Origin of the sequence: Microbulbifer epialgicus (assembly GCF_041447265.1) — a bacterium.
GTDB classification, from domain to species: domain Bacteria; phylum Pseudomonadota; class Gammaproteobacteria; order Pseudomonadales; family Cellvibrionaceae; genus Microbulbifer; species Microbulbifer epialgicus.
Map to the genome: position 1 here is coordinate 56,419 of NZ_JBGMEK010000024.1, position 13,407 is coordinate 69,825.

The 13,407-nt window shown below is 47.6% G+C and carries 11 protein-coding genes; 8 read left to right on the forward strand and 3 right to left on the reverse strand.

The genetic code is table 11. The features are described from left to right. The first annotated feature begins 7 nt into the window (after nucleotides 1-7). Nucleotides 8-1,204 carry a serine hydrolase domain-containing protein gene (locus tag ACCI49_RS12175; protein WP_371839272.1) on the forward strand — a complete coding sequence of 399 codons (1,197 nt, stop codon included), beginning with the start codon at nucleotides 8-10 and terminating at the stop codon, nucleotides 1,202-1,204. 167 nt (nucleotides 1,205-1,371) lie between these two features. On the opposite strand, the gene csrA is transcribed toward ACCI49_RS12175, so the two are convergent. From csrA to ACCI49_RS12190, 3 genes are all read right to left on the reverse strand, one after another. Further along, the gene (csrA, locus tag ACCI49_RS12180; protein WP_371839273.1) at nucleotides 1,372-1,584 is read right to left on the reverse strand and encodes a carbon storage regulator CsrA; all 213 of its coding nucleotides are present in this window, start codon (nucleotides 1,582-1,584) and stop codon (nucleotides 1,372-1,374) included. Nucleotides 1,585-2,196: 612 nt separating this feature from the next. Beyond that, a complete protein-coding gene (locus ACCI49_RS12185; RefSeq protein ID WP_371839274.1) occupies nucleotides 2,197-2,490 on the reverse strand; it encodes a hypothetical protein in 294 nt (97 codons plus the stop codon). Beyond that, entirely contained in the window at nucleotides 2,487-2,975 is a 489-nt protein-coding gene (locus ACCI49_RS12190; protein ID WP_371839275.1) for a hypothetical protein, read from the reverse strand. Before ACCI49_RS12190 ends, ACCI49_RS12185 begins: the two co-directional genes overlap by 4 nt. A gap of 487 nt (nucleotides 2,976-3,462) precedes the next feature. Here ACCI49_RS12190 and ACCI49_RS12195 point away from each other — a divergent pair, with 487 nt between their 5' ends. The 7 genes from ACCI49_RS12195 (at nucleotide 3,463) to ACCI49_RS12225 (ending at nucleotide 13,299) form a co-directional block, all read left to right on the forward strand. Further along, nucleotides 3,463-3,702, forward strand: a complete 240-nt coding sequence (locus tag ACCI49_RS12195; protein WP_371839276.1) for an HTH-like domain-containing protein — start codon at nucleotides 3,463-3,465, stop codon at nucleotides 3,700-3,702. 66 nt (nucleotides 3,703-3,768) lie between these two features. Beyond that, a complete protein-coding gene (locus ACCI49_RS12200) occupies nucleotides 3,769-6,195 on the forward strand; it encodes a type I restriction-modification system subunit M (protein ID WP_371839277.1) in 2,427 nt (808 codons plus the stop codon). Between the two features lie 2 nt (nucleotides 6,196-6,197). Continuing rightward, entirely contained in the window at nucleotides 6,198-7,466 is a 1,269-nt protein-coding gene (locus ACCI49_RS12205) for a restriction endonuclease subunit S (RefSeq protein ID WP_371839279.1), read from the forward strand. Further along, nucleotides 7,466-8,284, forward strand: coding sequence for a hypothetical protein (locus ACCI49_RS12210; RefSeq protein WP_371839280.1), 819 nt, complete (start codon nucleotides 7,466-7,468; stop codon nucleotides 8,282-8,284). Before ACCI49_RS12205 ends, ACCI49_RS12210 begins: the two co-directional genes overlap by 1 nt. A 60-nt stretch (nucleotides 8,285-8,344) precedes the next feature. Beyond that, on the forward strand, nucleotides 8,345-9,427 hold the full coding sequence (locus tag ACCI49_RS12215; RefSeq protein WP_371839281.1) for a hypothetical protein: 1,083 nt from the start codon (nucleotides 8,345-8,347) through the stop codon (nucleotides 9,425-9,427). A 45-nt stretch (nucleotides 9,428-9,472) separates the two neighbouring features. After that, the gene (locus tag ACCI49_RS12220) at nucleotides 9,473-12,571 is read left to right on the forward strand and encodes a type I restriction endonuclease subunit R (protein ID WP_371839282.1); all 3,099 of its coding nucleotides are present in this window, start codon (nucleotides 9,473-9,475) and stop codon (nucleotides 12,569-12,571) included. Next, nucleotides 12,568-13,299, forward strand: a complete 732-nt coding sequence (locus ACCI49_RS12225) for a M48 family metallopeptidase (protein WP_371839283.1) — start codon at nucleotides 12,568-12,570, stop codon at nucleotides 13,297-13,299. Before ACCI49_RS12220 ends, ACCI49_RS12225 begins: the two co-directional genes overlap by 4 nt. Nucleotides 13,300-13,407: the final 108 nt, after the last annotated feature.

Here is a 13,407-nt window from a genome sequence, read left to right on the forward strand (position 1 = left end):
GATGATTATGAAAAAGCTAATCGCAATCGGCTTAATGTATGGCATAAGCGTCACTGCGGGCGCAGGAGATTTGCATGCTCCAGAAATAAATATGGCCGACTATGGTAGTGACCTCACAGGCCTGGAGAGATCAATACCAAAGCTTAAAAAAGCATTTATTGATACAGCTCCAGCGGATAGAAAAGACGGTATTCCTGTTGGTGAGATAGATACAACTAAGGAGAGTTTGCAACAGCTGGCACTAGAAATAGCTGATAACCAACATACACCTTACGATAGCCTACTAATTGCTCAAAACAACAAACTGGTTTTTGAATCCTACTATTCCCTTGGTCGTGTCAATTTTCCTCACCCACAAGCGTCTGCCACCAAGGCCTATACAGCCCTGGCAATTGGGAGGGCGATACAGTTAGGGTATTTGACCATGGAAGACTTGGACAAGCCTGTCACTTCCTTCCTGAAAGGATTGGATAGGAAGCAGCTTGCTAAAGGCGCAGACCTTGTCACACTAAATCATGCCATGAGCATGCAGTCAGGAATCCGTATTGCAGAGGAAAAACTCGATGCCTTACTAGAAAAACCTGAGCAGTTAACCGGGAAAAAGCTAGCCCAAATCTATCTAAGTTACAGTAAGCCGATCACTTCTGATTCGCAAACTTACTTATATCAAGGCTCAGACCCAATGATTGCAATGCTGGTTCTGGATGCTGTAGTTCCCGGCTCCGCCAGCGACTTTATTAAAAAAGAGCTGCTAGAGAAGATGGGGATCGATAGCTATCACTGGAAGGAAGCCGTTAGTGGGGTGCCCCAGGCAGGGTCAAGAGCCATGATGACATCTCGTAGTATGGTTAAGTGGGGTACATTGGTACTCAATAATGGCAAATGGAATGGCCACCAGCTGATTCCGGAAGCGTTTATCACCAAGGCCACTGGAAAGGTAGCTGTACCTACAGATGATGAGTTCGACTACACCAATTTTTCCTACGGCTACTTCTTCTGGCGAACCCCTCTGAAGGTTGGCGACAAGAAATACCTAGCGAAATTTGGCTGGGGCGGTGGTGGCCAGTATGTGATATCCATCGAAGACCTGGATTTGGTGATAGCTATCACCGGCCGCGGCGATGAAGAAAAAACTCTGGGCTTGATTGAACAACGTATTTTGCCGGTTTTTGTATCTTCTGCATTAAGTGGTACAGCCGGCTAAATTGTTACATTAATTAACATTGCCTAGGCGCTGTTAAAGTTTTCTGTCCAGCATTTAGGACCTTTGGAATAGGGAAACCCTAAATGCTGGACAGATTGTTCGATTATACAAGGGTTGCGGTTGTTATCGTCCTTGGAGCAGTAGGGCCTAAGCAGGATTGTTAGGACTCATTCTACTAGGAGAATCTGTTTTTTTATCCCCCCGTTGTCTTGCCCCTGTTGTCTTTTGATTCTTCTATAAATTTCTTCTCGGTGAACCGGTAAGGACCTTGGAGCGATTATGCCTACCCGCACCTGATTACCCTTAACTTCTAATATTGTGATTGAGACGTTTTCCCCAATCCTGAGGTTCTCGCCAGTACGGCGGTTTAAAATCAACATATTGGTTTCCTAATGAGACGCAAAGCATTGGCGTACCTCCCGCAACGGGAAGGCCAGGAAAGTAATATCGGTTGCAGGCATTAGGAGGGGCGCGAGAACGGTAGGCGTAAAAGAAGAAAAGGCGGGCGCTAGACTCCCTGTGCTTGGGGAATCGCCTCAGGTTACTGAATTTGCAACCTTTTATTGAAGACGAGCGGGTTTCTAGCGTACCATTCATGGAGCCACTTTGATAACTATGGTATCAATTTGGTTAGCTGGCCCCGGGTGTTGCCGCACCTTGGGTCAGCGCCTTTTACTTACTCTTACGTCACGCTACCGTTCTCCTTTGGGGAATGGGTCTTTTATACAACTCTTGATGTTCTTGTTTTATCCTGGGCGGTTGGCTTGTAGAAGCCAGTTTAATCAGTGCCCAGAATCTTGATAAATATCTTTCGATTCTACGCAGCTTTGACGCTGAAGAAAACTGAATAAAATCCAATAAGATTATTTGGGCGCCTGAATTTTCATCTTTATTTATAAAGGTTAAACCCAGTTGCCCATATTGAAGAGAGTTTTCAGTTTGAAGCTTTCAGTACTCATAAAATAAAGAATTTTATTTTCTGGAATAGGATTTTACGCATTATCCACTTCGTCATCCCACTGCTTTTCATAGCCTGCTTCTTCCAGGTAGCCGCCGAGAGTGTTGTAAAGCTTCTCAGTCCAGTATTCAGAGCTTCCCTCGCAGGGGATTTCTACACCCTGGGCCGATTTCTCAATCATGGCCCAGAAGAATTTACTTAGATGAGTGGCTTCTTCTGCAGAGGAAACGTATCCACGTTCGATAATCTCGCTGGCCTTAATATCTTCCAGGATTTCGGCAAAATATATCGCGACGATTTTTTCTTCTGGATATCTATATTCGATCATAGTGTGAAACCTGCATCTTTAATGACCGACATTCGGTCTGCTATCCAATTTAATTTTTCCACTAGCTGGTGCACTAGCATTTTATCGGTAACAGTAAGGAAGTGATGTCCTTTCTTCTTTTTATCTGGCACAAACTTCAAGCCTGGAGGAATGTCCGCTGCCTCCAATACCCAGTAAACATGTACTGCCGTACTAGGGTTGTGTTTCTGCATCATTTTATGCAGACCCTTTAAGTGTTGCCAGTTTGAAGAAAATGAAAGGCCCATTTGCGGATGGGGCAAAACCCATTGATAGTCGGGAGATAGGTACCAATCTTTTACTCTAAGCCCCTGTACCAGCTTCTCTCCAGGGGGAGTATTCTCCGGGTCATACAGTGTGGGATGGTTTTCTCCAACAGTAGGTCGGGCAACGAACCCCTGAAATTCTTTAATGATTTCCCGAAGGTCCTCCATAGTTCTAAACTGGTGGATGTATTGCTTAGTCATTGCTTCCGCTATCCTGCTAATTCAATTCCTTTTTATATTGCTCTTATAAAGCTAGCCGCCAATTAAAATCAAGTTAAAAGTAACTTTAATCGATCAGCTAATTGATCAATGCCAACCCTCAGTATTTCAAATCAAAAGTTCATAGAGGGAAAGTAATAAATCAACAAACTCAATGAGCTTAGGCAGGATAAGAGGAGGGCAGCAGAGTGTTTCATCAACTATGGCAACTGATCAGAAACTAGCCTGTGATGAGCCATTTTACTCAGTAAAGTTCTTCTAAGGTTGGTTACTTATCGATGTAGCCACCGCCTCAGCGATCATAATTCTGTCACGCAACACCAAAATAGGGTACTGAGGCCAATACTTGTGCGATATAGGAAAGCCTTCACTACCTTTAATAGCCGATAAATTAGCCAGTTTTGTACCTTGGCTAATCTAGCTAATTTAGCTAGATTAGCTAGCTGCTTTTACATTATCGAATCCGGACATGAACGAACCCGAAATCTACCAACAAATCCGTACCGCCTTAGAGGCAGCTCCCCGCAACCAGTACACCCAAGAGCTGCACCTGCAGATGATCAAGTACGCCGATCAGCTGCAGAAAATCACCTCCAAGGAGTTCTGTGAGGGCGTGGGCCTGCGGCAGAGCTTTGCTACTGAGTTCAGCAAGATGCGTAACCTCACCCAACGCCTGAAGGCCGCCGGGTTAAATACTGAGCAATTGTAAACGGCTGCGCTCAGAGCGCTCAACGACAACGAATACTTTTAAAGAATACTTAGGAATTACCGCTTAATGGCCATTAAGAAGACCGCTCTCTACTCCTCCCTCTGGGCCAGCTGTGACCAGTTGCGCGGTGGCATGGATGCCAGCCAATACAAGGACTATGTACTCACCCTGCTGTTTATGAAGTACGTATCCGACAAGTACAAGGGCGACCCCTACGGCATGATTGTGGTACCCGTCGGTGCCAGCTTTGAGGATATGGTTGCCCTCAAGGGCGATAAAGAAGTTGGTGATAAGCTGAACAAGATTATCAGCGCCCTAGCGGAGGAAAATGACCTCAAGGGCGTGATCGATGTGGCCGACTTTAACGATGAGGACAAGCTCGGCAAAGGCAAGGATATGGTGGACCGCCTATCCAAGCTGATCGGCTTGTTCGAAGGGCTGGACCTATCCGCCAACCACGCCGACGGCGATGACCTGCTGGGTGATGCCTATGAATACCTGATGCGTCACTTCGCCACCGAGTCCGGCAAGAGTAAGGGCCAATTCTATACGCCCTCAGAGGTCTCCCGTATTTTGGCCAAGGTGGTGGGTATCACCAGCGATACACCGCAGGATGCGAGTGTTTACGATCCTACGTGTGGTTCCGGCTCCCTGTTGCTGAAGGCCAGCGATGAGGCCCCGCGCGGTCTGTCGATCTTCGGCCAGGAGATGGACAATGCCACCAGCGCCCTGTCACGCATGAATATGATTCTGCACAACAATGCCACTGCCAAGATCTGGAAAGGTAACACCCTTTCCGAACCGCAATGGAAAGAGGCAAATGGCCGGCTTAAAACCTTCGACTTCGCCGTGGCCAACCCACCGTTTTCCAATAAAAACTGGAGCAACGGCCTCAACCCGGAGCAAGACGAGTTCAACCGCTTTACCTGGGGTGTGCCGCCGGAGAAGAATGGCGACTACGCCTTCCTATTGCATATCCTCACCTCACTGAAGAGCACCGGTAAGGGCGCGGTGATTTTGCCTCACGGGGTGTTGTTCCGTGGCAACGCCGAAGCGCGTATCCGCGAGAACCTGATTAGGCAGGGTTATATCAAGGGGATTATCGGCTTACCGGCCAATCTCTTCTACGGCACCGGCATTCCTGCTTGCATTATTGTGGTGGACAAGGCGCAGGCCCAGGGCCGCGACAGCATCTTTATGGTGGATGCAAGCAAAGGCTTTATTAAGGACGGTAACAAGAACCGCCTGCGTAGCCAGGATATCCACAAGGTGGTCGATGTGTTCACCAAGCAGACTGAGCTGGATCACTACAGCCGGCTGGTACCGCTCAGTGAGATTGCTGCAAACGACTACAACCTGAATATTCCGCGCTATATCGACGCCTCCGAGCCGGAGGACCTGCACGATCTCAGCGCTCACCTGCAAGGCGGTATCCCCAATGCTGATCTGGACCAGCTCAGCGCTTTCTGGGAAGTATTTCCGACCCTGCGCCAGACCCTGTTTTCATCGCTGCATGACAAGGGGCGCGATGGCTACAGCCAGGCCCTGGTGGAGCCCGGCCAGGTGAAGAGTACCCTGCTGGCGCACCCAGAATTTACCGCTTTTCGCGATCAGGCACTGGCACCCTTTACCCAGTGGACAGAAAAGCAGCCCTTTGAAGAGCTGCAAGAGGGTGACAAGCCCAAGGTATTTATTCACGAAATCTCCGAGGCGCTGCTGGAGGCCTATATACCGGTGCCGCTGCTCAGCCGCTACGACGTCTACCAGATTCTGATGGACTACTGGGCGGAGACTATGCAGGACGATGTGTACCTGATCACCCAGGGGGGCTGGCCGGCCGCTGCACAGTTGCGCGTGCTAGTACCTAAGAAGGGGGAGAAGCTGCAGGAAACCCCAGATCTGATCGTCAATAAAACCAAATACAAGGCCGATGCGATACCGCCACAATTGATTGCCGAGCGCTTTGCCAGCCAACAGCTGGCCGAAGTCAATGCCGCGCAGGGTGTGCTGGACGAAGCCACTGCCGAGCTGGAGAGCTACTTGGAGGAGCACGGCAGTGAGGACGGCCTGCTGAGTGCGGCTATTAACGAAAAAGACAAAATCACCAAGGCCAGCGTTACCGCGCGTTTGAAGGGGATTTTTGATTACGAAGAGGAACAGGCTCTTAAGCAGGCGAAGAAACTGTTCAATGCGGAAGCTACAGCTAAAAAAGCCCATAAAGAAGCGAAAGAAGAATTGGATAAGCGAGTACTGGCCCAATATGGCCAGTTAGCTGAGGAGGATATCCAGGCGCTACTGATCGACGATAAGTGGTTAACTAGTCTTGAAGCTGCTATTCAGTCGGAAATTGAGCGAGTGACTCAGCAGCTGGCAAACCGCTTAAAAGAGTTGGAAGAGCGCTATCACGATCCGCTGCCGCAACTGACTGAGCAGGTAGAAAGTTTAAGTAACAAAGTAAATGGGCATCTGCGAGTGATGGGGTTGGAGTGGTAAGTATGACTCAAAAACTAAAGGAGTTGTTAATTGAGCACCTTCCGAAGCAAGGCATCAAAAGTAGTGAGTTGGTAACTGTTCTTACTATGCAGGACGTCGATGAGAATGCGAAGATCAGAAACTCTGTTGTTAAGGAGTTAAAAACTATAAAGCCGGGGCTCACCTACTTTGAAAGAGGTGACGTTCTTGTCGCCAAGATCACGCCGTGTTTTGAAAATGGAAAAGGAGCTCGGACAGACTGTTTAAAGACAAAAATTGGATTTGGTAGCACAGAGTTTCATGTCCTTAGGGCTGCTGATAAGGCTAGCCCAATTTATATTTACTACGTGACAAAAACTAAGAAATTTAGGTCTACGTTAGAAAACTTGATGGTTGGTAGTGCAGGGCACCGACGAATCCCTTTAGAGTCTATCAAAAATTATGATTTGGATGTTAAGCATTCATACTCTGAGCAGGTGGCCATAGCTAACGTTTTATCTGATACTGATTCCCTTATTGAAAGCCTAGAAAAACTAATCGCCAAAAAACAAGCTATCAAAACTGCGACCATGCAGCAGCTGCTGACTGGCAAGATCCGCCTGCCACAGTTTGCCAAGCACCCAGATGGCACACCTAAAGGCGCCAAGCAGAGTGAGTTGGGGGAGATTCCAGAGGATTGGAGCCTCGTGACTTTGGGTAGTGTTGGCCAATTTTCGAAGGGAAGCGGAGTTAACAAGGCGGAAGCACATAGTGGTGATATCCCGTGTATCAGATACGGTGAGCTATACACACTGCATCACAATGTCATCAGACAATTTTCATCCTTTATTTCTCGTTCAGTAGCTACATCAGCTAAAAGGCTACTTAAGGGGGATATACTGTTTGCTGGATCAGGAGAAACCAAGGAGGAAATTGGGAAAGCTGCTGCTCTTGTTTCAGAAATTGAAGCATATGCCGGTGGAGATATTGTAATTCTGTCCCCCCGAGGCTGTGACTCAGCTTTCCTTGGTTATTGCCTTAATTCGAGTGAAGTGATTACTCAGAAATCGAGCCTGGGTCAAGGTGATGCAGTGGTGCATATCAGCGCTAATGCATTAAGTAGTATAAGAGTTAAGTTGCCGAATTTGCATGAAGAGCAGAGAGCTATCTCCCAAGTCATTTCAGAATTTGATGAGGAAATTCGAGTAATAAATCAGAGATTACTCAAGGCGCAGCACATTAAACAGGGCATGATGCAACAATTACTTACCGGCAGGATCCGCCTGCTACAGTCGGAAGCAGTTACCGCGTAATGATGGCTACTAAGCAAGCTGCCCCACTATTTATCGGCTGGGATGTCGGCGGTTGGAATTGTGACCGCAATGCCAATAGTCGCGATGCACTGGTGGTGCTGGATAGTGAGCGCACTATCCTCGGCCAGCCCTGGCGCGGCAACTTGCGCAAAGCGATTAACGAGGCTGGTAATACCCAGGAATGGATTCGGGCACTGCTGGATTGTTGCAAGATTGAGACTACCGCCGATATACCACCGGTCGTATTGGCCATCGATACTCCATTGGGCTTTTCGCAAGCATTTCGGCAGTTAATTTCCGGCGAGTCTGTAGCCGGGCCCATTGAATACTGGAATACTAACCCCTATCTATTCCGCCATACCGAGCGCTTTTTATTTCAGCGTGGATTAAAGCCGCTATCGCCGATCAAGGATATGATCGGCAGCCAAGCCACCAAGGGGATACACGTACTGGCCCGCTTTGCCCCAGAAAATCCAAATACCGGAGTCTGGACTAGCGGCGGTGGGCTGAACGCGATTGAAGCCTACCCAGCTGCCTGTAAGCCCTCGCCATTAATGCATGAATTGCTTAGCAGCTATCGCACGGCACCAGCCGGTCAACAGGTGGACCCGTGGGAAATGGCTGGCTTCAGTTTTGGTATTAATCATGAAGACAAGCGCGATGCTCTGCTCTGCGCCCTAGTGGCTTGGTTATTTCACTATAAATCAAATGCCCTCTGCCCCGCAGATGTGGATACGCCAGCTGGTGAGGGTTGGATTTTTGTTCCCGAGGATGCGCTGACAACAATAGAGAGTGAGGGGGTGGAGTCACGGCGATAGTAAATGTGAAAAAGGACTGAAAGTTAGTGAGCAGAAAGCAATATCCCATGGAGAGTAATAGTGAATAATGAAGAAATCTTTAGCCGGCTTATCGAAAATGCACTCGACTTTTTAAGTACTGCAGCATTAGAAGTAGAGAACAATCCGAAGTATTCTGTAATTCACTTCTACTCAGCAGTTGAGTTATTTCTCAAAGCACGTCTTCTCGCTGATCACTGGACTTTAGTAATTAGCAAAAAGCAAGATCCAGATTGGGATAAATTTATTGTAGGTGACTTCCAGTCCGTTACATTAGGTGAGGCTGCCATCAAATTGGACAAAGCGGTAAAAAGTCCACTCACTAAAGAAGAGCTAGATGCTTTTAAGTCTGTCGGTAGGCATCGGAATAAAATCGTTCACTTTTACCACAAGGATCACGGAGATGAGGCGGGGAATACTACTTTTCGTCAGTCTGTTGTTAAACAACAGTTAAAGGCGTGGCATTACTTGCACTCGCTCCTAATGAATAGGTGGGGTAGCACCTTTACTGATTGGGAAGAGGCTATATCCCAGGTGGATACGCAGCTTCGAGATTTACATAGTTTCTTGCAGGTTATTTATGATGAACTTAAAGCAGAAATTGAAGCGAAGATAGCTGCTGGAGAAAGGTTTGATAAATGTCCATCGTGTGGTTTTCAGGCCCAATCTAAAAGTAATGACTTGCATGAGCTATTCCAGTCAGAATGTTTAGTGTGTGGGTTGAAGGAAACAGAGATCAACATTAAGTGTGAATCGTGTGACCACATAGTGACTTTTGCTTCCGAAGGGTATTCTTCATGTTCAAATTGTAAGAAACACTACGAACCCAAGCAGCTTGCTGAAATTCTACTTGATGACAATGCTGCGTATTCTGCAGCAAAAGAGGAAGGTGACTTCGGGTGGGGAGTTGCAAATTGTTCTGATTGTGACAGCCACCACACAGTGGTTAATACTACTAATCAAGAGTGGATTTGTGCATGTTGCCTGACTGATTTTACGGACTGTAGCCTTGAAGCTTGTGAGTGGTGTAATGAAAAAAATACGGGTGATATGGAAATGAGTTACTTTTCTGGCTGTAATATGTGTGAGGGCTCTGGGGGCTGGTACGCAGGTAAAGATGAGTAAGCTATAGCTAACCCTTTTCACCAGAAATTCAATAAGGGAATTTGAATGAGTAACGTTGGACAGCGAGAGCGATTGACCCAGCAGCGGGTGATTAAACTTTTTCAGGAAGAACTCAATTATCGCTACCTAGGTAATTGGGAAAAGCGCGACAACAATCGCAATGTGGAGCTGGAAATTCTGTCGTCCTGGCTGCGTGAGCGTGGTACCAGCGAAGCGTTAATTGCGAGGGTGCTGTATCAACTGGAAGCTGCCGCCGCCCTGGGTGAGGGTAAAAAACTCTATTACGCCAATAAAGATGTCTACAGCTTGCTCCGCTACGGGGTTAAAGACAAGGAAGGGGCCGGTGAAACGAATCAAACCGTATGGTTAATCGATTGGGAAAACCCGGAGGCTAATGACTTCGCTATAGCCGAAGAGGTGTCGATTAAAGGTGAGAATAGGAAACGCCCGGATATTGTTTTGTATGTTAATGGAATTGCGCTGGGGGTACTTGAGCTAAAGCGCTCTTCTGTGGGGGTGTCCGAGGGTATACGCCAAAATCTGGACAATCAGAAGAAAGACTTTATCCGAAATTTCTTTACCACTATGCAGCTGGTGATGGCAGGGAACGATACCCAGGGTTTACGCTACGGCACCATAGAAACGGCAGAGAAGTATTATCTGGAATGGAAAGAGGATGTGACCAATCCTTATTCCAACCCACTCGATTTCCATCTCAGCCTGATATGTAACAAACGGCGTTTTCTGGAGTTGATTCACGACTTTCTTGTCTTCGATGCAGGAGTCAAAAAAACCGCTCGCCATAATCAGTACTTCGGTGTGCAGGCGGCGCACAGACATGTCCATAGGCGCGAAGGCGGCATTATCTGGCATACCCAGGGCTCCGGTAAGAGCCTGACAATGGTGTGGCTGGCCAAGTGGATTCGGGAGCAGGTTAAAGATTCGCGGGTGTTGATTGTTACCGACCGCACCGAGCTCGATGAACAGATAGAAGCGGTCTTTAATGGTGTTGATGAGAATATCTATCGAACCAAGAACGGCGCCGATCTGATCGCTACCCTCAATGACCCGAGTCCCTGGCTTGTATGCTCGTTAGTGCACAAATTTGGTCGAAATGGCGAAGAGGATACCGAGGAAGAAAAAGATAAAGCCACTGATAACTTTATTAAGGAGGTGGCCGGGAGCCTGTCTAATGACTTTGCCCCCAAAGGGGATCTTTATGTTTTTGTGGATGAATGCCACCGCACACAGTCTGGCAAGCTGCACAAGGCGATGAAGAAGATCCTGCCGGAAGCCATGTTTATTGGCTTTACCGGTACGCCGCTGATAAGGGCTGATAAGAAAAAATCCCTTGAAGTATTTGGCCCTTTTATCCACGCCTATAAATTCGATGAGGCGGTTGAGGATAAAGTGGTGTTGGATCTGCGTTACGAGGCGCGGGATATTGATCAGCGTATCACTTCACAAAAGAAAGTTGACGACTGGTTTGAGGTGAGAACCAAAGATTTGAGCCCTCTGGGTAAGACAGCACTAAAACAAAAATGGGGCACGATGCAGAAACTGCTTTCCAGCAAGTCGAGACTGGAGCAGATAGTCAATGATATTTTAATGGATATGGAGACCAAGCCCCGGTTAATGGATGGCCGAGGCAATGCCATGCTGGTGTGTGCCAGTGTGTATCAGGCGTGTAAGGTTTTTGAATTGTTCAACGGCAGTACGCTTGCTGGTCAGTGCGCTATTGTTACCAGCTATAAGCCTACCGCAGCAGCTATTAAAGGTGAAGAGACTGGTGAGGGTCTGACGGAGAAGCTCTTCAAGTACGATGTTTATCGCAAGATGCTGGCGGATTTTTTTGAGCAACCGGAGGAGCAGGCGGCAAGCCGTTCAGAGGAATTTGAGAAAGAAGTTAAGAGGCGCTTTAAGGAAGAGCCGGGGCAGATGCGTCTTTTGATTGTGGTGGATAAATTGCTCACTGGTTTTGATGCGCCTTCCGCTACCTATCTTTATATCGATAAGAAGATGGCAGATCACAATTTATTTCAGGCTATCTGCCGAGTGAATCGTTTGGACGGCGACGATAAGACTTACGGCTATATTATCGACTATAAGGATCTATTCAGATCTCTGGAAAAATCTATCCAAAACTATACGTCAGAGGCCTTTGAGGGATATGACAAGGAAGATGTTACCGGATTGCTAAAAGACCGTTTGTCAGAGGCGAGCAAGGATCTGGATGATGCGCTGGAAATGGTGAGAGCATTATGTGAGCCGGTTAAGGCTCCACGTAATACCGCTGATTATATCCACTACTTCTGTGGCGACGATAAACAGTCTGCCGATGAGCGCACTGAGAAAGAGGCTCTGCGCCTGACGCTATATCAAAGTGTTGCCAAGTTACTAAGGGCCTATGGCAATATCGCCTGCGAGATGCAGGATGCGGGTTACTCCTCTGTACAAGCAAGCAAAATCAAAAAGGAAGTGACCTATTTCGAGAAGGTCCGCGATGAGATTAAGCTGGCCAGTGGTGATCTGGTTGAGATGAAGCGCTATGAGCCGGGTATGCGCCATTTGCTGGATATGTATATCCAGGCCGATCACAGCGAGACACTAATGGACTTCGAGGAGTTAGGGCTAATCGAGTTAATTGTTAATCGCGGTGCCGATGGGCTTGAGAAGTTGCCAGAGGATATCCGTAAAGACAAGGTAGCAATGGCCGAGACCATTGAAAACAATATCCGCAAGAAAATTGTGGATGAGAACCCGGTCAACCCCAAATATTACGAGAAAATGTCTGAGCTGCTGGAAGAGCTGATTGAGCAGCGGCGCAAACAAGCTTTGGATTATCAGGAATATCTTGAGAAGGTAAGGGTGCTAGCAAAGGATGTATTAAAGCCAGATGAAACCAAGTATCCGACATCGATGGATACCCCTGCTAAACGAGCGCTCTATGATAACCTGGGTAAAAATGAGAATCTCGCCACTAAAATTGATACCGCTATCCGCGATACCAAAAAGGATGAGTGGGTAGGAGACCGCTTTAAGGAGCGCGAAGTGGCGAACGCCATTAGAGAAAAGTCAGCTGGTTATGGCGTTGATGTGGATAAAGTGATGGAACTGGTCAAAGCCCAAGTGGAGTATCAGTGAACCGACCTGACACGATCAATATGCAGGTTGGTAGCCTAGCGATTACGATAAACCGTAAGGCGATTAAGAACCTGCATATCAGTGTATTGCCGCCTGAGGGGGCAGTGCGTGTGTCCGCGCCTGAACATTTATCTGATATTGCTATTCGACGTGCGATAGTACCGCGTATCCCCTGGATTAAAAAACAGCAGCGTAGTTTTCTTGATCAGCCCCGCCAGTCGGAACGCGAAATGGTCAGTGGCGAGAGTCACTACTCTTTTGGAAAACGTTATCGACTGGCAGTGGTTGAGCGTCGAGGGCGCCATGAGATTCATATTTCAGGCAAGAGTAAGCTGGAACTTCGGGTGAACCCAGGTACTAGTCACCTTGGGCGAAAGAAAGTACTTGAAGACTGGTATCGCAAGACCCTTAAAGCTGAGGTTAGCCAACTACTGCCCCGCTGGCTGGATGAAATGGGGCTGGAAGGCTGTGATTGGCGCATTAAGCGAATGAAAACCATGTGGGGCAGCTGTAATATCGAGGCACGCCGTATTTGGCTTAACCTAGAGCTTGCTCAGAAACCATTGGAGTGCTTGGAATTTATTCTAGTTCACGAGCTCGTGCATTTGTTCGAACGCCATCACAATGATAGGTTCCGAGCTTTAATGGATTCGTACTTGCCCGATTGGCAGGAGCGTCGGTATCTGCTTAATAGTTCTCCCTTGGCAAATGCAGAGTGGAGTTACTAATTCTTTTTCTTTACTCTTATATCGACCTATTTTCCACCCCGAAGTGTAAGCGTCCGGCCATCACACCTTGGCAGCAGGTGCCCAGTTATGTGGCAGCAGCTCGCCGAT